The 23905-nt window shown below is 42.8% G+C and carries 20 protein-coding genes; 13 read left to right on the forward strand and 7 right to left on the reverse strand.

The features are described from left to right. Positions 1 to 445 precede the first annotated feature (445 nt). Together JMX63_RS12585 and JMX63_RS12590 are read left to right on the forward strand one after the other, a co-directional pair. Complete coding sequence (locus JMX63_RS12585) at positions 446 to 919, forward strand: BLUF domain-containing protein (protein WP_057761686.1); 474 nt, start codon at positions 446 to 448, stop codon at positions 917 to 919. A 372-nt stretch (positions 920 to 1291) separates the two neighbouring features. Beyond that, the gene (locus tag JMX63_RS12590; protein ID WP_201572718.1) at positions 1292 to 1573 is read left to right on the forward strand and encodes a BLUF domain-containing protein; all 282 of its coding nucleotides are present in this window, start codon (positions 1292 to 1294) and stop codon (positions 1571 to 1573) included. Positions 1574 to 2067: 494 nt separating this feature from the next. Here JMX63_RS12590 and parC read toward each other — a convergent pair whose 3' ends face one another. Next, positions 2068 to 4374 carry a DNA topoisomerase IV subunit A gene (gene parC, locus JMX63_RS12595; protein ID WP_201572720.1) on the reverse strand — a complete coding sequence of 769 codons (2307 nt, stop codon included), beginning with the start codon at positions 4372 to 4374 and terminating at the stop codon, positions 2068 to 2070. 457 nt (positions 4375 to 4831) lie between these two features. On the opposite strand from parC, the gene JMX63_RS12600 reads away from it, so the two are divergent. From JMX63_RS12600 to JMX63_RS12625, 6 genes are all read left to right on the forward strand, one after another. Beyond that, positions 4832 to 6625: a vWA domain-containing protein gene (locus JMX63_RS12600; protein WP_201572722.1), complete on the forward strand. Its 1794-nt coding sequence runs from the start codon at positions 4832 to 4834 to the stop codon at positions 6623 to 6625. Between the two features lie 353 nt (positions 6626 to 6978). After that, a complete protein-coding gene (locus tag JMX63_RS12605) occupies positions 6979 to 8706 on the forward strand; it encodes an AMP-binding protein (protein WP_201572724.1) in 1728 nt (575 codons plus the stop codon). Positions 8707 to 9215: 509 nt separating this feature from the next. Continuing rightward, positions 9216 to 11015: an AMP-binding protein gene (locus JMX63_RS12610; RefSeq protein ID WP_102090482.1), complete on the forward strand. Its 1800-nt coding sequence runs from the start codon at positions 9216 to 9218 to the stop codon at positions 11013 to 11015. A 181-nt stretch (positions 11016 to 11196) separates the two neighbouring features. Beyond that, positions 11197 to 11913: a ribonuclease PH gene (gene rph / locus JMX63_RS12615; RefSeq protein WP_101206066.1), complete on the forward strand. Its 717-nt coding sequence runs from the start codon at positions 11197 to 11199 to the stop codon at positions 11911 to 11913. Between the two features lie 118 nt (positions 11914 to 12031). Further along, on the forward strand, positions 12032 to 12523 hold the full coding sequence (locus JMX63_RS12620) for a hypothetical protein (protein ID WP_201572726.1): 492 nt from the start codon (positions 12032 to 12034) through the stop codon (positions 12521 to 12523). Between the two features lie 263 nt (positions 12524 to 12786). Continuing rightward, positions 12787 to 13425, forward strand: a complete 639-nt coding sequence (locus tag JMX63_RS12625) for a hypothetical protein (RefSeq protein ID WP_102090480.1) — start codon at positions 12787 to 12789, stop codon at positions 13423 to 13425. A gap of 108 nt (positions 13426 to 13533) precedes the next feature. Here JMX63_RS12625 and hemJ read toward each other — a convergent pair whose 3' ends face one another. The 6 genes from hemJ to serB form a co-directional block, all read right to left on the reverse strand. Further along, positions 13534 to 13968 (reverse strand): protoporphyrinogen oxidase HemJ, encoded by a 435-nt coding sequence (gene hemJ, locus JMX63_RS12630; RefSeq protein ID WP_102090486.1) that lies wholly within the window; start codon positions 13966 to 13968, stop codon positions 13534 to 13536. A 40-nt stretch (positions 13969 to 14008) separates the two neighbouring features. Next, positions 14009 to 15172: a biotin synthase BioB gene (gene bioB / locus JMX63_RS12635; RefSeq protein WP_201572729.1), complete on the reverse strand. Its 1164-nt coding sequence runs from the start codon at positions 15170 to 15172 to the stop codon at positions 14009 to 14011. A gap of 245 nt (positions 15173 to 15417) precedes the next feature. After that, on the reverse strand, positions 15418 to 15924 hold the full coding sequence (locus tag JMX63_RS12640) for an SCP2 sterol-binding domain-containing protein (RefSeq protein ID WP_165597886.1): 507 nt from the start codon (positions 15922 to 15924) through the stop codon (positions 15418 to 15420). Between the two features lie 205 nt (positions 15925 to 16129). Then, on the reverse strand, positions 16130 to 16522 hold the full coding sequence (gene aciT / locus JMX63_RS12645) for an AciT family ciprofloxacin tolerance protein (RefSeq protein WP_227522969.1): 393 nt from the start codon (positions 16520 to 16522) through the stop codon (positions 16130 to 16132). A 278-nt stretch (positions 16523 to 16800) separates the two neighbouring features. Beyond that, positions 16801 to 17796 (reverse strand): DUF368 domain-containing protein, encoded by a 996-nt coding sequence (locus JMX63_RS12650; protein ID WP_201572731.1) that lies wholly within the window; start codon positions 17794 to 17796, stop codon positions 16801 to 16803. Between the two features lie 318 nt (positions 17797 to 18114). Continuing rightward, positions 18115 to 19305 carry a phosphoserine phosphatase SerB gene (gene serB / locus JMX63_RS12655; RefSeq protein WP_201572733.1) on the reverse strand — a complete coding sequence of 397 codons (1191 nt, stop codon included), beginning with the start codon at positions 19303 to 19305 and terminating at the stop codon, positions 18115 to 18117. Positions 19306 to 19754: 449 nt separating this feature from the next. On the opposite strand from serB, the gene JMX63_RS12660 reads away from it, so the two are divergent. The 5 genes from JMX63_RS12660 to JMX63_RS12680 all read left to right on the forward strand — a co-directional run bounded on the left by JMX63_RS12660 (position 19755) and on the right by JMX63_RS12680 (position 23622). After that, positions 19755 to 21194, forward strand: coding sequence for a hypothetical protein (locus tag JMX63_RS12660; RefSeq protein WP_201572735.1), 1440 nt, complete (start codon positions 19755 to 19757; stop codon positions 21192 to 21194). A 186-nt stretch (positions 21195 to 21380) separates the two neighbouring features. After that, entirely contained in the window at positions 21381 to 21617 is a 237-nt protein-coding gene (locus JMX63_RS12665) for a PA3496 family putative envelope integrity protein (RefSeq protein WP_057761656.1), read from the forward strand. 289 nt (positions 21618 to 21906) lie between these two features. Further along, positions 21907 to 22464, forward strand: a complete 558-nt coding sequence (locus JMX63_RS12670) for a UPF0149 family protein (protein ID WP_101206057.1) — start codon at positions 21907 to 21909, stop codon at positions 22462 to 22464. Positions 22465 to 22572: 108 nt separating this feature from the next. Continuing rightward, positions 22573 to 23013 (forward strand): YbjQ family protein, encoded by a 441-nt coding sequence (locus tag JMX63_RS12675; protein WP_227673332.1) that lies wholly within the window; start codon positions 22573 to 22575, stop codon positions 23011 to 23013. 102 nt (positions 23014 to 23115) lie between these two features. Then, positions 23116 to 23622, forward strand: a complete 507-nt coding sequence (locus tag JMX63_RS12680) for a YbjQ family protein (RefSeq protein ID WP_102090473.1) — start codon at positions 23116 to 23118, stop codon at positions 23620 to 23622. The last annotated feature ends 283 nt before the right edge of the window (positions 23623 to 23905 follow it).

A 23905-nucleotide genomic window follows, 5' to 3' on the forward strand; every position in this document is an offset into this window, starting at 1 on the left:
GCTATTTTCTTAACGGCTTCTGCTTTAAATTCGTCACTGTAGGTTCTTACTTTCTTGGTCATGGTAAACTCCAGTTAATACGCTTAGTTTACCAAGTTTAGTTGTACGGTTTCTTCAGCATAGCTCATATAGACATTAAAGACCCTGATTGATGTTTATAATATTTAGCCAATAAGTAAACGTGGCTCAGTCATATAAGTACGTTGAGGCAGGGCTATAGGAGAATATAGATTAGGCTTGTTAACTATTGGAATAATGCCGAGATACTGAACGTGACAACTTTGTAGTATAATTTTACTACTATGAATATCGGTATGTTATATCATTGAAACTTCTATGTTATAAATCTAAAAAAATCATAGCAAATGATAAAAAGCGTTATTAATTATACTTTATCTTAAAGTATACCTTGATTTAAATGAATTTTTTATAAATAAGGTTTCTTATGAACATAACGACAAGCCAACCTTCAGAAGATAGAAAAAGGCATGGCGAGCATATTCTTATCCATATGACATATATCGCCAAAAATGTCGATCTAGATTCTGGGATTGAGCTGACTCGCGCACTTGAGTACTGGCGCAGATATTTTGAAGAAAACGATATCGTTTCAGCTTTAGTCATTAGTGAAGGTTATTTCGTTCAAAGTTTTCAAGGAACAAGACCTGCTATCAATACTGCCTTGGAAAAAATACTTGACGAGCATTCAACTATTGTCCCTAATATCGTGAATATAGAGGAAATAGAATCGCGCCAATGGAGTGGGTTTTTAGTTAAGCATCTAACCTCAAGCGTTGAAGATGAAGAGCATGCCCTAAAGAACTTCTCAGCAGGCTCTGATTACAATCCTTATTTAATGAAAAGCTCTCAGATTGAAAGCTTTTTAAAGGCGATATTCGAAAATGCTGAATCCAATTAATTTTTAATGAGTAGCATTTATTTCTTGAATATTTGTCTCTTATAGTTGTTAGTAGGACTTGCCCTAGCTAGAATAGAAAAGCCGTTCATACGTTTGTATAGGCGGCTTTTTGTTGAAAGCAAATTAGCAGTATCGGTGAAGAGTAGTTTCTTAGCAACTGGACAGAATATTGGCGGATGTTCATAAGTGACTATTCATACCTGACTCTTGCAGAACTTAACTAATAAAAACGCCTTGGTGATACCTGTTTTTGTCATGTTATTTTAAGCTATGGATGATAAGAAGCTGATCAATTCCCAAGAGTTTTATTGATTATACTTTATGATAAAGTGTATATTAATTTATATACCTATTATATAAATGGATTTTCTTATGCAAATAATGACAAGTCAAACGTCAGAAAATAGGAAAAGACATGGCGAGCATCTGCTGATTAGCCTAACGTATATCGGTAAAAACATCGAAATGAAAACAGGTATAGAGTTGGCTCGTCTGCTTGAGCAATGGCGAAGGAATAATGAAAAAATTGGTGTAACCTCAGCGCTTGTCGTGAATGACAATTACTTTATTCAAAATATTGAAGGTCCAAGACCTCTTATCAATGAAATACTAGGGCGTGTCTTCATTTCAAAAATGGTGATAAAAATGAGATAAATTGCCGTCAAACAAGAAAAATAGCGCAGATAATATCGGGATATTAACCAGCTATTTGACGCTGTTTGGCAAGATTTAGCCATTTTTAGCCCATTTAGATGACTATCGGGTGAATTGAAGACACGCCCTAGTAAAATTAATCAGTGAGTACTTTTACCTAGTACCCCACCTCAGTGAGATTGAGGAAATAGAAGAACGTAGGTGGGATGGGTTTTTAATAAAATATTTAACATCAAGTGCAGAAGACGAAGCATATACCCTAAAAAGTTTCTCAGCAGGTGCTGACTTTAATCCGTATCTAATGAAAAGTACTCAGATTACAAGCTTCCTGAAAGCGATCTTTGAGGATGCTGTATCTAATAAGTCTTAAATAATTTCTCTATTTTGAGTAGCGTAGAAAAGCCGCCTATACATTGTGTATAGGCGGCTTTTTAAGCTGTTTAATTTTATTAGCTAGATTTTGAACTAGGGTTTCCAAAATTTAACTAGTCAAACTAGCCAATCTCAACACTCGTCACGTTCTGAAAGCCTCTTGGCAGCTGTCCACCACGATTACCGCGAACACCCGTATAGTTAGCCAAATCATTTGGCTTGAGTGTCACATGGCGTTTGCCAGCAGTAATGACAAGGCTGTCTTGCTGACTAAGTGGTGTGATAGCAAGTACTTCCTCACCGTCTTTCAGTTTGATAAGTTTGTTCCCTTTACCGCGAGCTTGTTCAGGCAAATCATCGAGGGCAAATATCAGTAGATACCCTGCATTGGTTGCAACGGCAACATGATCAGGTGTCACGCGTATATTGCTATTTTCACCTTCGGCATTGGCGGCCGTCTCTACTGGTACGTCGATACGTGCAACAGGGAGCAAGCGACTATCAGTTGCTAAGTTAATAACGTTTTTACCAGCTTTTTGGTTGCTATCGAGATTACCAATGGTATTGATAAAACCATAACCTGCTGAGCTGACAAGGATAATGCGTTGCTCGTTATCACCCGTTAGTAGCTGCTCAAAGCTGGCACCTGCTGGCGGCTTTAATACGCTAGTCAATGGATCACCTTGACCACGTGCAGATGCTAAATTATGCGCATCGATACTATAGCTGCGTCCTGTACTGTCGAGTACGTAAATCCTTTCGTTTGATTTGCCGCGCACGTGCGCTTGATAGCTGTCACCTGAGCGGTAACTCATACCAGCAGCATCGACATCATGACCTTTAGCTGCGCGAATCCAACCCGCTTTCGATAAGATGGCAGTGACCGGCTCACTTGGTACGAGGTCTGACTCTTTTAATGCTTGCGCTTCTTCACGCTCTGCTAATGGTGATACACGCTCATTGCCATGTTCTTTCATATCGGCAGTAAGCTCATCGATCATCAAGTTGGTCAAACTGTCTGGATTGTCTAAGTACTCTTGAATGATGGCACGTTCGGCAGCCAGTTCATCTTGCTCGCGGCGCAGCTCAATCTCTTCTAATTTTGCCAACTGACGCAGACGAATATCCAAGATAGCATTAGCTTGAATGTCAGTCAGGTCATAATCCTGCATCAAGGTTGCTTTTGGATCATCCTCTTCACGAATGATGCGAATCACTTCATCGATATTGAGATAGGCGATCAGCAAACCTGCCAGAATGTGCAAGCGCTTATCGATTTTATCAAGGCGGTATTGCAAGCGGCGCGTGACTACTGAACGGCGACAGATGAGCCATTCTTCCAATACTTCTTTTAGGTTTTTGACCTGCGGCTTACCATTTAGACCGATCATATTCATATTGACGCGGTAATTACTCTCTAGGTCTGTACTGGCGAATAGATGACTCATAACACGCTCGACATCGACCCGCGTCGAGCGTAGCTCTAATACAATACGGCAGGCATTCTCGTGATCTGATTCATCATGAATATCAGTGATCCAAGGCAGCTTTTTATCCGTCATGAGCTTGGCTATTTGCTCTTGGATTTTATTGCCTGAGACTTGGTAGGGCAATGCATCAATGATGACGAGATTCTTCTCTTTAGTATCGATATGGAACGTGGCGCGCATCTTATAGCTGCCACGACCAGTCTCGTACATCGCCTGCAAGTCTTTTTTGCTAGTGATGATTTCAGCTGGCGTTGGTAAGTCAGGTGCTGGTATCGATTGCGTGAGCTGCTTCACCGACAGCTCTGGGTTTTTGAGCAAACGAATGGCCGCGCGTACCACTTCATTAAGGTTATGTGGCGGAATATCTGTTGCCATACCAACCGCGATACCTGTCGTACCGTTCAATAAAATATTAGGTAAGCGGGCAGGTAGGGTAGTTGGTTCTTGCATCGTGCCATCAAAGTTATCTTGCCAATCGACTGTACCTTGTCCCAGTTCTGCGAGCAAAGTATTGGCATAAGCTGACATTTTGGCTTCGGTATAACGCATTGCGGCAAAGGATTTCGGATCATCTGGGCTACCCCAGTTACCTTGACCAGTGATGAGTGGATAGCGATAGCTGAACGGTTGAGCCATCAGTACCATTGCCTCATAACAAGCGCTGTCACCATGCGGATGGTATTTACCCAATACATCACCGACCGTACGCGCGGATTTCTTCGCCTTGGCAGAGGACTTTAGCCCAAGCTCGCTCATGGCATAGACGATGCGACGCTGGACAGGTTTTAGACCATCGGCGATATTTGGTAGCGCCCGATCCATGATGACGTACATGGCATAGTTGAGATAGGCCTGCTCAGTGAACTCTGCGACTGAACGAGTATCCATCGGCTCATTGGGAATAATTGGGGCGATCGTATGATCAATAACATCAGACATAAAATAGGATTCACTTATCAGTTTTAATAGGTATAGATAATTGGTTCAAGCATACAAATAGGATAGTGCTATCGTAAAGGATATTGCACCAATTAAAAAGACGTATGTCAGAATATACGACATCTCGTGACGTGCTTAAAACAAGCGCTTATAAAGGCCTTTTATAGTATGGTGATTCATAGCTTTTATAGATCAAGTTAAGTATAGTAAATCTAATATTTGTTTTTTATAGGGTTAATAAATATCTTAATATTTAATCGTTTTTATTTAGGATATTTTATCTACTATTAGTCTAAAGAAAGTAGGTACAGAATAGCTTTAATGCAAAATTAACAACTGAAAGTATGACAGCTAATAGACTAAATAAGACGGCTGCTTTGCCTATTTAAATAGCATTAACCATATATTGACACGGACAAGTCGCTACTGAATTATCTTACAATAAGGAATTTCTGTTATGTCATGTGACCCTTTATCTCAAGTTTCTGCCTCTACAATGCTAAAAAACGAAAGTAAGCACCTAGGGAAAAACACTACTATAAATGTACTATTGATTACTGCTATAACCAGTCTAGGATTGACAGCCTGTAGCCCTTCACAAATGAGCAAAACGCTACCGGCCGAGACAAGCAGCACAGTCAATCAAGATGCAGCAATGGTGTCAGAGTCTATCATGGCGTCACCCAGTGTGAGGTCATCCGTCATCAGCCAACAGATGATGGTACGTTCTGTGGCACAGACAGGTATCGTACGCCCATCACCGAGCATCATAGTCACGCCAGAGGCAAAAGACAACTATCAAAAAAACGCAGCCAATCCTGTACATCGAACTACGGATATGGCGGTATCCACTTTGTCTATCGATACCGATACGGGCAGCTACGCCAATGTGCGCCGCTACCTAAACGAGGGTCAACTACCACCTGTTGGTGCCGTACGGGTAGAGGAATTGATTAATTATTTTAACTATCAATTTGATGATGGCAAACGCTTAGGTAGTGCCCCGTTTGTTGTATCAACTGAGGTAGTGGACTCGCCTTGGGATAGAGCAGATCAGGATAATAAAATCGTCAAAGTTGGTATCAAAGCCGTTGATAGTAGCTGGTCGCAAAAAACAGATAAGCAATCTATGCCACCTGCCAATCTCGTATTTTTAGTAGATGTGTCAGGCTCTATGTCGTCGCGCGATAAGCTACCATTGGCACAGTCTTCGCTTAAGTTGTTGATAGAGCAAATGCGCGCCCAAGACAGTATCAGCATCGTGACCTATTCAGGTAGTACTAGTGTGGCATTGCCTGCGACCAATGGTGACCAAAAAGCAAAAATATTGGCTGCAATCGAGGGATTAAATGCCTCAGGCTCAACCAATGGGGAAGATGCTCTGAAATTGGCCTATAGACAAGCTGAGCAGGGACTGAAAAAGAATGGTATCAATCGAATCATGATGTTAACGGATGGCGATTTTAATGTCGGTATTAGTGACGTCGATGAGATGTTAGATTTGGTCAAGGCCAATCGCGATCGCGGTATCTCTTTGTCTACCGTTGGCTTTGGTCGCGGTAATCTGAATGATCACATGATGGAACAGATGGCGGACAACGGCAATGGTAATTACAGTTATATTGACAGCTTAACTGAAGCAAAAAAAGTCTTTGGGGATGAGTTAGCTGCGACATTTAACACTGTTGCTAAAGATGTAAAAGTCCAAGTTGAGTTTAATCCCGATGTGGTAAGTGAGTGGCGCTTGATTGGTTATGAAAATCGCGTACTGGCTGAAGAAGATTTCAATAATGACAAAATTGATGCAGGTGAGCTTGGGGCAGGTAAGGCGGTTATCGCTTTGTTTGAGGTAACTCCAAAAGGACAAAAAGGGTTATATAGCGATCGCCGTTATGCTGCTAGCAATGCCAGTATTAGTTCGAATAACAAACAGAACTCTAATGAGCTTGGCTATCTAAAAATTCGTTATAAAGCACCGACAGGTGGTAGCTCTAAACTGATTAGCCAACCGATTAATAAAGCTAGCCACGCTTTAAATAAAGCCAGTATCGATACTCAGTTTGCGATGGCAGTAGCAGGGTTCGGTCAACGCTTGACTCAAAGCGATTATATTAATGATTGGCAGTACAGTGATAGCACTAAGCTTGCCAAAAGTAGTATCGCAGATAGATCGAGTAGCGATACTGATGGTACTCGTCGCAACTTTGTGACGTTGACTGAGCTGGCGAGTGCGCTAAAAAATAGCCAATAGTGAACAGATATCGTGTCGGGATAGTCATTATGAAGCAGAAGTCAAGGGTCATATTTTCTAATGGTATGACTGATGTTTTTAATCTAATGTATTGATATATATGGAGATATTTAGCGTCAAGCCTATTTGAGAACTGGTGTAGCAATCTTTTGTATTGAGTACTATGTATAAAGTGTGTATGTTAATGAACAAAGGGCTATTTACCGCTATATTGTTCGCTCAGCACTATACAAATATGTCGCAGCCTTGCTTTTCATCATAGTGATAGGCACGACTCTGACGTTTTGTATATTTATCACACTGTGATTGGCGTGGGTTGACGGTAATGTATTATTACTAGGAGAGAAAAGATTATGGAAAATCAAGGAAACTTAACCCGTCGTGACGATAAAGTTTGGCTAAAAACGTATGAAGAACTTGGTCTGGAGTATGACATTGAATTGCCAGCCGACAATACGTCACTTATCGATATTTTCGAAAAAAGCTTCGCTGAAAATGCTGATAAAACTGCCTATATCTGCATGGGTTCATCGTTAAGCTTCCAAGAAGTAGATTTATACAGCCGTCAAATGGCCGCTTATCTACAGTCATTAGGATTGGTCAAAGGCGATAAAGTTGCGGTCATGATGCCCAACATTTTGCAGTTACCAATCTCTGTCATCGCTGTACTGCGTGCAGGCTTTACCTTAGTCAACGTCAACCCTCTGTACACTACCAGAGAGCTCGAGCATCAATTGACTGATTCAGAAGCCAAAGTGCTAATCATGGTCGAAAACTTTGCCAAAACCTATCAAGACATCGGTCGCAATGTGGTCGATAAAGTCGTGATTACGGGTATGGGCGATTTGATGGGTACGCTCAAAGGCTTTATGGTCAATACGGTCGTCCGCCATGTCAAAAAAATGGTGCCAGACTATAGTATTTCTAATAGCGTTAGTTTCAAAAGTGCATTAAAGCAAGTCACGGCTAGCAAATATAAGCGCCCAACCAATATCACGCTTGATGATATCGCTGTCCTACAGTATACCGGTGGTACGACAGGTGTGGCGAAAGGTGCGATGCTAACGCACAAAAACTTAGTGGCAAACTTAATTCAGTCTAATACCTTTTTGGGCACCGCTTTTGATGATTTCGATCAAAGAGGTGAGCAACCTGTGATTATGACGGCATTGCCGATGTATCATATTTTCTCATTCACCGTATGTGGTATGTTCGGTCTGTATCGCGGTTGTGTGGTGCTATTAGTACCAAACCCACGTGATCTTGATAGCTTGTTAAAAGCATATAAAGCCAATCCACCAGCGTTCTTCCCAGCGGTCAACACGTTGTTTAACGCACTTGCCAATAACGAAGAATTTATAGCGATGGATCATAGCAAGCTGCGTCAGTCGATGGGTGGTGGCATGGCGGTACTGAGCCCAACAGCCGAAAAATGGCGCCAAGTGACAGGTAATATTATTATTCAAGGTTATGGCTTGTCTGAAACATCACCAGTCGCGACCGCTAACCCTAGCAACAGCAAGACATTCACTGGCACTATTGGTGTCCCTATGCCAGCAACCGATGTGGCGATCTTAGATGATGCAGGTAATGAAGTAGCACTTGGTGAGCGCGGTGAGATTAGTGTTCGTGGTCCACAGGTCATGAAAGGTTACTGGAACCGCGAAGATGCTACTGCCGAAGTCATGACAGCAGATGGATTCTTCCGTACTGGTGATATCGGTATCATGGCTGACAACGGATATGTGACCATCGTTGACCGCAAAAAAGACATGATTTTGGTGTCTGGTTTTAACGTCTATCCGAATGAAGTCGAAGAAGTCATGGCTGGACATCCTAAGATTTTAGAATGTGGCGTCATCGGTATCGAAGATGAGAAGAGTGGTGAGATTCCTAAGATCTATGTTGTCCGTAATGATCCTAGCCTGACTACCGAAGAAGTTCTTGAGTACGGTAAAGAGAACCTAACAGGTTATAAACGTCCTCGTCGTGTTGAATTTATTGATGAGCTACCAAAATCGAACGTTGGTAAGATTTTGCGTAAAGATCTACGCGTACTTGAAGAAAAAAACCACGGTTAATTTGCTGATACACGCACCTAGATAGTTGTTTGATAGCTGCGTGTATTGACCAAAGACACATGTGAAAGTGTCGCTCGATTAGATACTGTAGTAAGTAAAGTAGTAACCAAAAATGATAAGGCTGCAACCATGCTGTCTTATCATTTTTTTGTCTTTATCGCTTTTGACATTTGCGGATGACAGCTACTATTAATAGAGAATATCTATTAAAACTGCTATAGTGCCCATCGACGTATTTTTGTTTTTATCCAAAAAATCGTACTAGTTTTACTTAAGACAACTAGTGAAATCATAGTAGTAAATATCATTTTCGACTTGGTCGTGCTAAGTGGTAGTATTATTTATCATAGACCCAGTAACACACTTTAATTTGCAAAGCTTATGAATGATAAACCCGATCATACTTATCTATTTCTTATTCATAAGCTTCTGCTGTCAGCAATAATCATAAAAAATGGTGTTTCCATTAGCATATTCAATGTTTTTAACAGTAACATTTAGGGAAAATTATGACGGATAATATTAATAAAAAAACGACAGATAATAGCGCTGCAACTGATGATAAAGCCAATACTACTAACGACGTTTATCAAAGCAATGCGTTTCCTACTATGCCGACCATCGACAGTGATAGTCCGTGGCTGAGCGCTTATGAGCGCTATAGCATCGATGCTACTATCGAGATGCCAGAAGACAATACCTCTCTACTTGATGTGTTCGAGCGTAATTTTAGCCGTTATGGTCAAAAACCTGCCTATATCTGCATGGGCTCATCGATTACTTTTAAGCAATTAGATCTATATAGCCGACAGATTGCTAGCTATTTGCAGTCAATAGGACTGGTCGCAGGCGATAAAGTTGGGGTAATGATGCCCAACGTCTTGCAGTATCCAGTAGTTGCTTTGGGTATCATTCGTGCAGGGATGGTGTTGGTCAATGTAAACCCTCTATACACCAGCCGTGAGCTGTCACATCAGTTGCATGACAGTGGTGCGAAAGCGCTATTTATCGTTGAAAACTTTGCCAAAACGTATCAAGATGCCGAAGACAAAGGTCAGGTAGAGCATGTAGTCGTGTGTACCATTGGTGATATGCTAGGTACGATTAAAGGAGCTGTGGTCAACCTCGTGGCTCGCCATGTCAAAAAGATGATTCCTGCTTATAGCATACCGAATAGCATGAGTTTTAAGCATGCCTTAAATGCTGAGTCAGCCAGTAAGTACCAGCGCCCTGAGTTGAACTTAAGCGATGTGGCCTTGCTGCAATATACCGGTGGTACGACAGGAGTAGCGAAAGGCGCAATGCTGTCTCATGGTAATCTAGTCGCCAACATGCTACAGGTCAGTGCGCTGATGAACAGTGCATTTGATGATGATATAGATGGTAGAGATGTGATTTTGACCGCACTGCCGCTATATCATGTATTCTCATTTATGGTCTGCGGTATGTGTAGCATGTACCAAGGTTATGCCTCGCTACTCATTCCGAATCCGCGCGATCTTGATGGGCTTATCAAAGAGATGGCTAAATACAAGCCGGCGTTTATCCCTGCCGTGAATACTTTGTTTAACGGCTTAGTACACAAAGATAACTTTGCTGATTTGGACTTTTCTAATCTAAAAGCATCTATCGGCGGCGGTATGTCAGTATTACCTAGCGTAGCGAAGGAATGGCATAAAATCACTGGTCTGCCTATCGTTGAAGGTTACGGCTTGTCTGAGACCTCACCTGTCGTAGCATTTAATCCGATGACTATTGCAGAATTTACCGGAAAAATCGGTATTCCTGCGCCTAGTACCGATATCGTACTCATTGATGATGACGAAAATATAGTAGCCATGGGCGATCGCGGTGAAATCTGCGTAAAAGGTCCACAGGTCATGATTGGTTATCAGAATCGTCCGAAAGAAACTGCTGAATCCTTTACGGCTAGTGGTTACTTAAAAACTGGCGATATCGGCATCATGGACGAAAAAGGCTTTATCAAAATTGTCGATCGCAAAAAAGACATGATTTTGGTGTCTGGTTTTAACGTCTATCCCAACGAAATTGAAGAGGCGATGAGTGAGCATCCAGCAGTCGTAGAATGCGGTGCTATTGGTGTACCGAACGATGATCGCGGCGAAGAGCCAAAGCTGTTTGTGGTTAAAAAAGGCGACGTGACTGAAAAAGAGCTACTAGAATATGGCAAAAAACAACTGACTGGCTATAAGCGCCCACGTCATATACAGTTCGTTGACGAATTACCAAAGTCGAACGTTGGCAAAATCCTACGTAAGGAATTGCGTAAGATGGAAGGGTTAGAATAGTTTATATCTGACATTCTGTTGATAACGGTGGCGTAATGGCAGGAGCGAATCTTGCTATTGCGCCGTTGTCACGTTAGGATATCTTAAGATTTTAGTCGACTACATATCTATCAATGTGTTTACTGACAACTGATAGGTATTTTTATGACACTGCTTTTATAACATTGTACTAGGAATTTTTATGCGTATTGACAATCGTGAGCTTGACCAACTTCGCTCGATCAGCTTTGAGCGCCATTATACGAAGCATGCTGAAGGGTCAGTACTGGTAAGTTTTGGCGATACCAAGGTACTATGTACTGCCAGTGTAGAATCTGGTGTGCCGCGCTGGCTCAAGGGTAAAGGCAAAGGTTGGATCACAGCTGAGTATGGTATGTTGCCACGTGCGACCAACACGCGTAATCAGCGTGAAGCGGCTCGCGGTAAGCAGTCAGGTCGTACGCAAGAGATTCAACGTTTGATCGGTCGTAGCTTACGTGCCATGATTGATCTGAGTAAACTTGGTGAAAACACCATCTATCTAGATTGCGATGTGTTGCAAGCGGATGGCGGTACTCGTACGGCGAGTATCACTGGTGCTGCAATTGCGCTTATCGATGCGCTAGAGAGTATCCAAAAAGCCAAGAAACTCAAAGCAGATCCGCTAATCGGACTGGTTGCTGCGGTTTCTGTTGGTATGAAAGATGGCGAAGCGTATCTTGATCTGAACTACGAAGAAGACTCTAGCTGCGATACCGATTTGAACGTTGTGATGACCCAAAAAGGCGAGTACATTGAGCTACAAGGTACTGCTGAAGAAAAGCCGTTCACTCGTGAACAAGCAGATGCTATGCTGTCGTTAGCTGAAAAAGGCATTGCTGAATTGATTAAAATGCAACAGACGGCGCTTGGTTGGTAGACTAGCGTTTAAATACAACACACTGTCTTTGTTTTTAGTGTCAATAACTGCCTGTTAGCTGCTAATAGGCAGTTTTTTAATAGAAAATATTCGTACATTACTTAATAGGTAACAACACATGCTAAAGCTGACTGATGATGGCGCCAAAATCATCTTACAAGGGCAATCAAATGCTGCTGATAATGGCATGTTTTGGTTTGGTTCTGCATTATTGGTCGGGGCCGTCGCAGTCGCCATGGCGATGAGCCTATTGCCTGAGCGTCTAGCCATCGGTGCGCTTGCCCTGCTTATCATTGGTAGCTTCATTTTTAATAAAAAGCGCCAACAGCATAAAAAAGCCATGAGCGGTATGATTAGCAGTGGCACATTATGGGTAAGGGCTGGCGAGTTGGTCCATGACAATCTAGGTAAGCGTGAGCATATTCATTTAACGGATGGTGATAAGATAACGCTGATTGGCGAGCAATTACAGATTGTCGATAGCAGTGACGTGCGCAAATATCATATTACTGGTTTCGAGAGTGCTCAAGAAGCAAAAGCTGCGAAAGCTATCTTAGAAGGGCAGGCGCTAACGAAACGTCATGTAAATATCAAAATGAAGAGTAATTAGTATCTTTTCTCAATTTTATACTTTATGAAAGCATAGCTATTATCTTTGTGCTATCCAAACTTCTAATTCGAATATCGTTTTAAATTTCACTTAGCGCATCTCCCCAATATTGTCATTCATCAGTATACTTATACCGTCTATCACCTATCGCAGGCGAATAGTGCTTGCAGATTTGTGCGCAAATGGTTTATAAGTAGGATTATAAAGTTCATTCTTACTATTATCGACACTGTCATTGAGATCTGATTGACAAGGAGTTAGTCATGCTGCGTTTGTCTATACCGTCAGTCGCCGCGTCAAGCGGTTTATTACTATTTACCTGCGGCATGGTAGGGCAAGCCCATGCAGATAGTATGAGTATGCTTATCGCTCAGAAATCAGCTCAATCAACGACGAATACATTCTATCGTTATCCTGAGGTAACACGTCAAGCGCCTACAGTCTTACCGGCGTTTTTATCAGGCAGCTATGACAATGTTGATAGCGAGTACCTACCGCTGCTGAGCAATGCAGAGACGCAGAGTAGTATGGCAGCACGTGAGGTGGTCAGTACCGCCCGCAAAATGGCACTTAACGAGCGCACGATTATTCAGGGTGGCTGCTGGGACTATTTAAATGCTGTATTTAATCGGGCAGGGGTATTGCGTAATACCATACACAAAGGCACTTATGCGCAAGGGCCCTATGCTAGTAGCAGCGAGATTGAAGCAGGCGACTGGCTCTATTATATTAACCATGGCTACAATGGCGTCGAGCATAGCGGCCTGTTTGTCGGTTGGGTCGATGAGCATGCCAAGCAAGCATTGATACTGAGCTATGCTGGCGAAAATCGCCGTGAACCAGCTCGTTACCGCGTTTACGATTTAAGTAATGTTTATCAAATTATGCGCCCTAGTGTTTAGTGTTTGATATTTCCAGTTTGACAACATGTTCTATAATTGAATAAAAAAGCGTCCGCAACTCATTGAAGTTACGGACGCTTTTTTGCAGGTTAGATGGTTTTTCTGAACCTAAAACGGTTTTACCACGACTAGAATCACGATAATAACTAAGGCGAAGACAGGCACTTCATTAAACCAGCGCCAAAACTTATGCGTTTTATAATGTGGATTATCGATCAGCTTTTTACGATAAAAGCCGCAAGCACCATGATAGCCTGAGAGTAGCACGACTAAGAGCAATTTAACGTGTAGCCAACCTTGGGTTTTGTACACATCCCAGCCCAGCCCCAACATCCATAGACCAAAGACCCATGTCGCTATCATCGAGGGTGTCATGATGCCGCGATACAGCTTGCGCTCCATAATGGCAAAGCGCTCATGACTGATGCTATCGTCGCTCATCGCATGATAGACGAACAGGCGCGGCAAATAAAATATCGCTGCAAACCAGCAGACCATCGAGATAATGTGCGCGGCTTTAATCCAGTTAAAATAATCTGCCATCATAGTTTCTCTTGCTTAACTTGTATTTTTTAGCGTGGGCTTAATCTGCCAATACAACTTGTGTTTGATGACCATTCATCGCATCCATTACAGGCAGTACTTTAGGCGCTCTTGGTGCGGCAAACTGTTTGGTTAGGCCAAGCTCACGCATGAGTCTGTCGTCACCTGACTGGCTGGCGTTACCAGTAGTAAGAAGCTTGTCACCATAAAAGAATGAGTTAGCACCTGCCATAAATGCCAACGCTTGCTCAGAATCTGACAGGCTTTCGCGGCCAGCAGATAAACGCACGTAGCTAGTCGGGCAGCAAATACGGGCGACCGCAATAGTACGAATCCATTCAAGTACAGACAGTTGACCTTCGGCCAGTACTTTGTCACCAATTGGTGTACCTGCAATAGGCACCAGTAAGTTGACTGGAATTGATTCAGGCGCTTTTGGCATTTTTAGTAGCTCAAGTACCCAATCGATGCGATCATCACGGCTTTCGCCCATACCAACTATATTGCCACTACAGACATTAATGCCAGAGTTACGCACGTTTTCTATCGTATCTAAACGCTCATCATAGCTACGCGTGCTGACGACTTGCTCGTAGTAGCTGCGCGAAGTATCTAGGTTATGGTTGTAGTAATCTAACCCTGCATCGGCCAACTGCGTTGCTTGATTGGTATCAAGCATACCCAGTGTCATACAAGTCTCAAGTCCCAATGCTTTCACTTCTTTGATCAGCTCAACCACATAAGGCATGTCTTTAGAACTTGGGTGTTTCCACGCGGCACCCATGCAGAAGCGCGATGAGCCACTGTTTTTGGCGCGTTTGGCCGCTGCGATGACTTTATCAACTTCTATGCGTTTTTCTGCTTGTAGTTTGGTAGTGTCGCGATGATGACCTGACTGCGAGCAGTAGCCGCAATCTTCGGGGCAGTTGCCCGTTTTGATAGAGAGTAGCGTGCTGATTTGTACTTCATTGGCAGTAAAATGCTTTCTATGGATGGTCTGTGCTTGTAACAGCAAGTCCATCAAAGGTAAATCAAACAGTTGCGCGATTTCTTCACGGCTATACGTGGTGGCAACTTTACTATCAGTTTGAGTTGCGTCTGTGGCTAGACTGGCCAAAAAATCACTGTTGATCGTATCTGGCTGAGTGGCTACATCAGTTGGCTGGGTGGCGTCAGGTTCGGAGATGCTAAGCAATCCTGCCATAAGGTAAGTCCTTTTATAAGAATTAGAGGGTATTAAATAAAACCAATGTTTTTATCTATTGTCATTTATAAGGTAACAAAAAAGGTTGCCGTATAGTATACCGCAACCTTTTTAGAAAATCAGAACACTGCTAGACAGTATGTATAATTGTCACAGTAGCGCATATAAATAGTAACTATACGTTTGGCTATCTAGTTCTATATCATCCATTCTACCAATGCCTATCGCTCAGTGCATCATTCTTTTTATTTGCCAAGTTTGTGCTTGGCGATACCAACCCAATGCTCAGCAAGTTTCTGTGCTTTATAAGCGTAAGGTTTGGCTTTTTGAATATATGGTTTGCACTCTTCTGGGATAGCTGGAACGATATGCTTAGCAAGTTTGTTGAACCACATCATTAAGCTATAGTCGCCTTCAATGCTCAAGTTACCTTCTTGTACAGCAGTCATAAAGGCAGGCAAGCTACCTTTGGTTAGCAGTCTAACGCCAGTCATAGAATCTTTGAAAGTGATGGTCAAATCGGCTTCTTTTGCATGGCCGCTTTGTTGACTGAATTGTCCATTGTCAAAGCTAAAAGAACGGGCGATATCAGACTCAGTACTAGCAAACTCAATCGTAACTTGACGATCAGCGAATAATGCTTTGACATCTTCGTTATCGCTATCAGCTAACATAGACAAACGATAGCCAACAACAGCCAATAAAGCATCTAATGGATCAGATTTGATATCTAATACAGGAACAGTAAACATAGCAGAACTCCTAAAAAAATGAGGCATAAAAATAAAGCGTACTTTATACCAGTTTTTATGACAAATATATAACTGGATTATAAACTATCACAGGGTATCAACTCTTTAGGAGTTAAGTAGAGAGCGTTAAGTATCTTGTAACATTCGATGTCACTGACGTAAGTAAGGTGTTGATATAAAAAACAGAGGTATAAATAGGACGGTTTTAACGGAAACGTGGCTGATAGTTATCATCGTAGACAGGAGTGTGTTCGATATAACGTGCGGCTTCTAGCTCACGTTGCTGGCTAACTGTCTGACTCACGTCATCATAGCGTAATGCCCGATATAGTACCCAAGCTGCCAACGGTAACCAACTGATGCCCATAGCGATGATATAGCGATGCCATGACGATAGCTCCATCAACATAGGGCGACCTGCTAATATATTTTGAATCAATTCAACGGTGAACCAGTAAGCCATACCGCCAAACAAATATAGCAGTAGCCAACGATATGACGACAAAGCTAGCACCATTACTAAACTGGCTAGCAGTCCATAACCAAGCCATGCCGCGCCGCTCCATGCCTCTACACCGATAAAAGAAAATATAGTCATTAACATCATTCATCTCGCTATTCATAAGGTGAATTCCAATAAGACTATTATGAGAGGTTATTGAGTAAAGCTGAAGAGGGTACAGGCGACTTTGCGACAACCGTTGACGTTTGGTTTTTTTGGCTTGTTTTGCGATATTTGATGGCTAGATGTTAGGCTAAGCGCCGTAAGGAGTGGCGCTTATTTTGAGTGATATGGAAATGGTTTTGTTTGCTCGGGAGGGTGTTTATTAGCTAGCAAAGTAAAATAGCAAACAGGATTGACAGTTTGCTAAATACTTAGACTCGATTGGTACGATTACCCCACCAAGATAATAACGAAACTAAGATGGCACCGAGTAGCATAAGTCCTACTGTCGTTGACCACTGTGCGCCAGTAGGGTATTGCCACGGCATGACATTATGAACAGCTTCAGTGTTGAGCGAGCCTAGCGCATCTACTTTCCATGGCCATACTTTTATTAGAGAGCCTGCGATAAAGCCTGTCAGCAATGCCAAAGTAGCTTGGTAATAATGCGACAGTAGCCACTTAAGTGCGCGCGTGAATAACAATAGCCCAGTCGCCATACCCGCAATGACTGTGAAAATGGCACTCAGATTCATCGTGTCGACCGCTTCTAATACCGCGTCGTAAGCACCTAACAAAAGCAAAATAAACGACCCTGATATCCCTGGTAGGATCATGGCACAAATAGCAATTGCCCCTGCAAAAAACAAATACGGTAAGCTAGGCGTGGTCGTAAGCAACGGCATACTACTGATGACTATGGCGGCAATAAGCCCAGTCGCGAACAGTGCGACACGTCCTATATTCCAGCGCTTAATTTCACTAAGTAAGATAAATACCGTTGCGACGACCAATCCAAAAAAGAACGACCAAATAAACAATGGTTGGTTGTCCAATAAATGCTTAATGATACCGGCTAAGGTTGCAAAGCTAGTGGCAATACCCAGTAGCAAACACAATAGAAACGTCGCGTCTACTTGTCGCCAAATCGCCGCGAATCCTTTGATGCCACCTTCTTGTCGAAATATCGTCCAAAGATTGGGGCCGATACTGCCAAGTGCGTTAATCAAGCGCTCGTAAATCCCTGCAATCAGCGCAATAGTGCCGCCAGAGACACCAGGTACGATATCAGCTGCTCCCATAGCCATACCTCTGACGTAGATACCTACCAGCTGCTTTGGACTATCGGTACGTACAGGTGCCGTATCTTGTTCTAGTGGCGTTGGCGCTGACGGCTGAGTTGGCCGTGGAGATTGTGGTGCCGTCATGGGTATTCCTTTATCGTTTAAAAATAAGTGTTATCTGAAAGTAAGCATTAGATAAAAACGGGCGTTAGCTAAACATCAGTGTGCATAGCAGATTTTATTAATGATCGTAACGTATTAGGGCGTGTCTTCCATTCACTTGGTAGTCATCTAAGTGGACCAGAAATGAGCAAAATCTTACCAAACATCGTAAAATAGCTAGTTAATATATCGGTACTATCTACGCTACTTTTCTTGTTTAAGCCACATCCTAAAGCATAAAAGCCAGATTAATGACAAAGCATTAACCTAGCTTATCGAATGGTATAAAGCGTTCTGCAATTACTCAGTAGGCGCTAGTGCTGGATAGCCAAGAGCGTACAGAGTACCTTCAAGCCCGGTCACGTTGATAGCGGCATCAGCACGTGCTTGAACGATTGGTTTGGCATGATAGGCCACACCCAGATCGGCCAATGCCATCATCGGTAAATCATTAGCACCGTCACCGACACAGACCACTTGTGACATCTCAATGCCTAAGCGCTCAGCAGTATGCTCAACGATAGCAGCTTTTTTAGCACCATTGACAATAGGCCATTGTACATGACCAGTAACTTCACCTTCCTCGATATCTAAAGCATTGGCATGTACTTCATCGATACCCAGCTGCTCAGCGATGTAACGAGCAAAATAAGTGAAGCCGCCTGATACTAGCACCGTATGATAGCCCAATGCTTTTAGCGCACTGATCGTTGTGCGCGCACCAGTCGATAACGTTAAGCGGCTACAGATATCATCCAGCACATCAGTAGAAGTACCTTTTAGCAAAGCCACACGCTGAGCAAACGATTCATCAAAATCAATTTCACCGCGCATTGCTGCTTCAGTGATGGCTTCGACTTCTTCACCAATCCCAGCCGTTTTTGCTAGCTCTACGATGACTTCTTGCTCGATCAAGGTTGAATCCATATCGAAGCAGGCAAGTTTGTGCGTCCGTAGCATATGACCGACAGACAAGATATGACAGTCTACGACGTTTATGTTGCCTGTGCTATCTGCACTGCGTGTATTGTTATATTCTTCAGTTAGGTCACGACGCAGGCGAGCGGTCAGCTGATCATCAATAATGTGAGCGGCTGCGGTTTTTTTGCCAGGGTGCATTAGTGTGTCAGTGACTGGTACCAGCAGATAACGGTAGACCTGAGTATGGGTAAAGGGTAGGCGCTGTGCGTATGCTGCTGTAGGCTCTGTATCAGACACCGTGATATTGACGAAGCTAGCGTCAGTATCTTCGGCAACCGTTACTAGATGCCAGCTTGGCTGTTCATCGACCCACGACTGAACGTACTGATGAATATCTAATGCAGATACCTGAGTCGGCAGTACGATGATGAGCGCAAAAACAGGTAGCGACTGTAGCGCATCAAAGTCTTGCAAATTGGTATCTTCGGGTAATAATGCCGCAATAGAATCAACGGCTTGTTGCCATGCTTTGCTGTCTTTTGGTAACGAATAAGATGTATTTTTTGGCATGGCTCAATTGTCCCTTGTATGCTCATATAAGATTAGGAATAATAACAGTTTTACTGGGCAGCGCCTATAGATGACGCGCAAAGTAACAATGATGCTAAAAAACAGATTTTATGGCGTAAGAAGCCATAGAAAATGCAATAAAGTTATTATGATAAATTTATAAAGCGCTCACGCTATAAGGCTTATTATGGTGATATAGTAGATGAGATAAGCTGGCTGTTTATCGACGGTGCTTTCTTATTAACGATGCCTTCGCAAAAGATTGCAAGGCAGAAGATAGCGAAGCTGGCAACAATATTGATGGTGTCGATAGTCGCTAATAATCAGTATCGTTTTACAACTATGTGCGAAGCATAGTTGGCACATATTAAAATTGTTTAAAAATTAGCCAAAAAATGAGCAGTAGCCTCGTTTTTTAATTTCTTCTCTCCAAAAAAGTTTAACATATCATGACGTATTTAGCGCCGCGGCAAGGGTTGTTTGCCATTATTCTTCTGGTTAGTTTTTGTTTGCAGACGCTGTTATTGGTCATTAGTACTGACCAACAGCTGAGCAATAGTCGTGCGTTAAAAGGCGAGCAGATGGTCGCCCAGCTGATTGATGAAGCGAGGTTGTCTTTAGAAAATAAAGACCGTGTGAGTTTAAGCGTTATTGCCAACCGCTATACCAGCGAGCAAGACGTCACACGGATACTGATTAAGGACAACAACGATGATATCTTGGTGCCAGTAGGCAATGCGCCGATGCAGCAAGGCGACACCATTCGTCAAATCGCTACCAATGGCGATGCAGTCATCGGTAGCGTTGCACTGACTCTAAAAGACGTTAGCAAAGGCGAAATTATCGCCATGCAATGGCCGTTTGTTATCGGCACCATGCTGCTACATTTACTGCTTTGGTTGATTTACGGTTACCTCGCTCGTCCGACCAAAGAGCAAATCAATGCATTAAGTCGAGATATCCAAGAGCTGTATCGTGACCAATATAAACCAGTCGATCAACGCGGCTATGACCGTGAACTTGAGCGCCAGTCAGCGTCCCAGTTAGCAGACAGTCAAGTAGCGACTGATAATACAGCTAATGCTACAGATGACGAAGTGACTAATGCGCGCAAATTTAATGTGCATAACGAAGTGAACGAGTATCTTAGAACCCAGCAAAACCAAGAGACAGGTAGCGATACTGACAATCTAGCGAGTGCGAGTGAAGGTAGCGAAATAGCGGATACAGACGGTGTTGCTTCTCAAGTTACCAGCCATACGTCTAAACTGTCTGCCACACGGTCTGTTGATAGCGTCAAAGTTCAAATTGTATTCCATGATGAGTTCAATATGCTTGAACGCCTTGCACCTGCGCAGCGTCTTCCATATCTAGCGCTCTGCACTCAGCTGCTGAATCAAGCCGTGACTGAGTTGCTAAGACAACCATTGCTACTGGGCGTGAGTGCGATGAATGAAGCGCACTTCGAAGACAATGGCGCAAGTGTGGTACTAAAGGCTGACAATAGCCATGCAAAAGTGGCACTCGCAGGCGTAATGCTTGCCAAGCTATACTTAATGCTCAACAAAATTATCCACGATAAGCATATTGAGCTGTCGCGCTTTGCTTTGCCAGCGAAAGCGGGCGTGAGTGATGACGCGCAATCAGAGCCAATGACCCATTTGCTCCAGAGTATCGGCAAAAAAGAGCAGCTATTAATATTATTGCCAAATGCCGGTCTCAAGCAAATCAGCAACCATGTACAAGTACATAACATCATGCGCCCAACCACTGTCTATGAGCGCGAGTGTGCGATATTTGACGGTGCTAACGACTCATTGATTCAGCGTTTGGCTGATGTGCGCAACGCGGTTCTGATGATTGAAGATGAGGACGAGCTACACATTTAATGCCGACTGTATTTGGTCATTTATATTACAATTGTCTGTTGTATAGCCTACTGAACTATCTTAATCGTAGAGTTGGAATGTACCATATTGCGAAAAAGGATTGACAACATTCAATAGAGACTTTATAAGGCATATATATATTGATGTATTCTTAATACCCTTGCCTAAAAATGATAGGAGTTTGTCATGAGTGACGCTGATATTGACGACGATTTTGATGATGATTTTGTCGACGATGATGATGCAAAGATGGTTGAAGAAGCTGAGACGAGCGTACGCACACGTTTAAGTAGTCTTGAAAAACGTCGGCTAATCGATAATTTGCTAGAAGAAAAGCGTTTGGCTAAAGAGTTAAAAGACGATCTAGACGACATAGACAACTTCGATGAAGACGGCGATGATTGGGATGATGACGATTTTTAATTTGTCGGCATCCGTCGTTTCAGTGGACTAAAGTGCTCTAGTGGCTACTTTAACGGCAGTGGCTATTTTAATGACTAAAATTATTCATCCCATCAAACTGGTTGCCTGTTGTTTGCTAATTTTCTAGGTTGCTCGCAACCAGTTCATCTCGATAATACTTACCTGATAGAGGTTGCTTGAGTTTGATTAATTAAGCAGCCTTTAGTCTTAAAATAAGTACTCGTCCTCTTTTATTTAACCGATCGCCCACTGCGATTGATGACATCTATCTGCTAAGGAAAACCAAATTATGAGTAACCAACTAAGTTTTGATGAATTACTAGACTATTTGGACAATCAAGAAAGCCAGTTCGTGCTAGATAGTGTCGCAGCGCATGGTTTTTTGACGGCGACAGTCATCGGTCGTCCATTGCCTAACTGGATGGATGCCCTCTTTGAAGGTCACGTGAGTGAGATTCCAGACAACGTCATCGACGGCATAAAACGCTGGCGCGATTCGATTATGGCTGAGCTAAAAAACGAGACGCCTATTGAATTACCATTTGGTGAAGATGCTGGCAACGAAGAAGTGGCGGTTGATTTCTCTGACGAGTCAGACATCGTTGCTTGGTCAATCGGTTTCGTCGATGCCATGTATGGTGATGAAGCAAGCGACTGGTTTGAAGATCAAGAAACGGCAGAAGACGTGGCTGTGTTAACTTTGCCAATGATCGTACTAAGCGGTATCGATGATGAAGATCCAGAGCTGTCTGAGATGCGTAAAGACGAAGATAAAATGGTACAGATGGCCAATAGCATCGAAGGCAATTTGACTGAATTGTTTTTGTTGTTTCATACCAACGATTAATAATATTAAGAAACAGCGCTGCTAGCAGTGCTGTTTTTGTCTTGTCTATGCTGTATCGCAGCGTCTTGATTTACTATACGTTTTATAAGTCACCGATAAGGTCATCCTATGACTGTGCAACTCTCTAACCTTGAACACTTACCTAACTATCAAATTACCGAGCGCCTAGACGTGGTGTACGGTAGTACCGTGCGTTCAAAGCACGTCGGTAAAGACTTGTTTGCTGGGTTAAAAAACATCGTTGGCGGTGAGCTGACGGCCTATACCGAGCTATTAGAAGAGTCACGTCAAGAAGCAATCGATCGCATGATTGTCAAAGCAGAGGCGTTAGGTGCCGATGCGGTGGTCGGTCTGCGTTTTTCGACTTCTAGTATCGCCCAAGGTGCCTCAGAGCTGTTTGTCTATGGTACGGCGGTCAAGGTCGCGCCGATATCACAGGAGCAATATCAAAACCCACCAAGCGATGGTTACAACCATTCTAGTCAAAATTTGAGTACTCAGACCCAAGTCGCACCTGATGACTTACCGCGTTTCAACCCTTTTGGTTAGTCCTATAATACTAAAAGCTACAATGCTAAAAACTATAATGCTAACTATAATGCTAACTATAATGCTAAAAGCACCGATGCTTTTTATGATGAGAAACGTGCTATGAATGATTCACTCACGCAAGTGCTCATCAACTATGGGCCGTTTGTCTTCTTATTCGCAGCTGGCTGGTTCTTCGGATCGCGTCATGAGCGTCAGCATTTGGCACAGTTAACAGTAGCAGAGCAAGCATTGGGCGATATTACTGTCTCAAGCGAACGTCTATACCGTCCCAAGTTAGCAGCGGGTAGTGAAGGCGAGCTGGTACTTGGTAGTGTCGTCATCGCTCAAGATTATTTCAAAATGATTATCGCTCGCGTATTAAGTGTCTTTGGCAAAAACTTAACCACCTATGAGACTTTGCTAGATCGTGCGCGCCGCGAAGCCATTGTTCGTATGCGGACTGAGGCAAAAGCCAAAGGCTACACGCATATCTATGGGTTACGCCTTGAGGTAACCAATGTCAACCAATTAGGCAGTATGGTCGAAGCCATCGCCTACGGTACAGCGGTTATCAGTATTAACCATATTCACTCTACATCTGCTATAAATCATAAAATCCCCGCCTAAATCATTTCTAGTTTATTTTCAAGTGTAAAAACCTATAATTGACTGACGAGTAGTCAGAAAAATCAAAACCATACACTTTTACAACGATATACTGAATTTTGCCGTTCCGTTATTATTTCGGTTCGTAGTAACCAGTTTTATCAAAAATTGTCGGTTTAAAAAACACGACTGTATGGAAAAGTGTCATATAAAGAGCTGACAACGTCGGTGGCTTTTACCCAAGATATCAGCAGGATTGGCTGATTGAGCATGACGAGGTTGTCATAAACCTGCCCGTGTAAGG

This window comes from Psychrobacter nivimaris (assembly GCF_904846365.1).
Classification (GTDB): domain Bacteria; phylum Pseudomonadota; class Gammaproteobacteria; order Pseudomonadales; family Moraxellaceae; genus Psychrobacter; species Psychrobacter nivimaris_B.

What these genes read in the sequence shown, in the direction of transcription:
- hemJ (WP_102090486.1), bottom strand. Translation starts at nt 13,968, where the DNA reads ATGGCAGATTATTTTAACTGGATTAAAGCCGCGCACATTATCTCGATG.
- JMX63_RS12650 (WP_201572731.1), bottom strand. Translation starts at nt 17,796, where the DNA reads ATGACGGCACCACAATCTCCACGGCCAACTCAGCCGTCAGCGCCAACG.
- JMX63_RS12625 (WP_102090480.1), top strand. Translation starts at nt 12,787, where the DNA reads ATGCTGCGTTTGTCTATACCGTCAGTCGCCGCGTCAAGCGGTTTATTA.
- bioB (WP_201572729.1), bottom strand. Translation starts at nt 15,172, where the DNA reads ATGGCAGGATTGCTTAGCATCTCCGAACCTGACGCCACCCAGCCAACT.
- serB (WP_201572733.1), bottom strand. Translation starts at nt 19,305, where the DNA reads ATGCCAAAAAATACATCTTATTCGTTACCAAAAGACAGCAAAGCATGG.
- JMX63_RS12640 (WP_165597886.1), bottom strand. Translation starts at nt 15,924, where the DNA reads ATGTTTACTGTTCCTGTATTAGATATCAAATCTGATCCATTAGATGCT.
- JMX63_RS12665 (WP_057761656.1), top strand. Translation starts at nt 21,381, where the DNA reads ATGAGTGACGCTGATATTGACGACGATTTTGATGATGATTTTGTCGAC.
- parC (WP_201572720.1), bottom strand. Translation starts at nt 4,374, where the DNA reads ATGTCTGATGTTATTGATCATACGATCGCCCCAATTATTCCCAATGAG.
- rph (WP_101206066.1), top strand. Translation starts at nt 11,197, where the DNA reads ATGCGTATTGACAATCGTGAGCTTGACCAACTTCGCTCGATCAGCTTT.
- JMX63_RS12620 (WP_201572726.1), top strand. Translation starts at nt 12,032, where the DNA reads ATGCTAAAGCTGACTGATGATGGCGCCAAAATCATCTTACAAGGGCAA.
- JMX63_RS12600 (WP_201572722.1), top strand. Translation starts at nt 4,832, where the DNA reads ATGTCATGTGACCCTTTATCTCAAGTTTCTGCCTCTACAATGCTAAAA.
- JMX63_RS12675 (WP_227673332.1), top strand. Translation starts at nt 22,573, where the DNA reads ATGACTGTGCAACTCTCTAACCTTGAACACTTACCTAACTATCAAATT.
- JMX63_RS12680 (WP_102090473.1), top strand. Translation starts at nt 23,116, where the DNA reads ATGAATGATTCACTCACGCAAGTGCTCATCAACTATGGGCCGTTTGTC.
- JMX63_RS12670 (WP_101206057.1), top strand. Translation starts at nt 21,907, where the DNA reads ATGAGTAACCAACTAAGTTTTGATGAATTACTAGACTATTTGGACAAT.
- JMX63_RS12660 (WP_201572735.1), top strand. Translation starts at nt 19,755, where the DNA reads ATGACGTATTTAGCGCCGCGGCAAGGGTTGTTTGCCATTATTCTTCTG.
- JMX63_RS12605 (WP_201572724.1), top strand. Translation starts at nt 6,979, where the DNA reads ATGGAAAATCAAGGAAACTTAACCCGTCGTGACGATAAAGTTTGGCTA.
- aciT (WP_227522969.1), bottom strand. Translation starts at nt 16,522, where the DNA reads ATGACTATATTTTCTTTTATCGGTGTAGAGGCATGGAGCGGCGCGGCA.
- JMX63_RS12585 (WP_057761686.1), top strand. Translation starts at nt 446, where the DNA reads ATGAACATAACGACAAGCCAACCTTCAGAAGATAGAAAAAGGCATGGC.
- JMX63_RS12590 (WP_201572718.1), top strand. Translation starts at nt 1,292, where the DNA reads ATGCAAATAATGACAAGTCAAACGTCAGAAAATAGGAAAAGACATGGC.
- JMX63_RS12610 (WP_102090482.1), top strand. Translation starts at nt 9,216, where the DNA reads ATGACGGATAATATTAATAAAAAAACGACAGATAATAGCGCTGCAACT.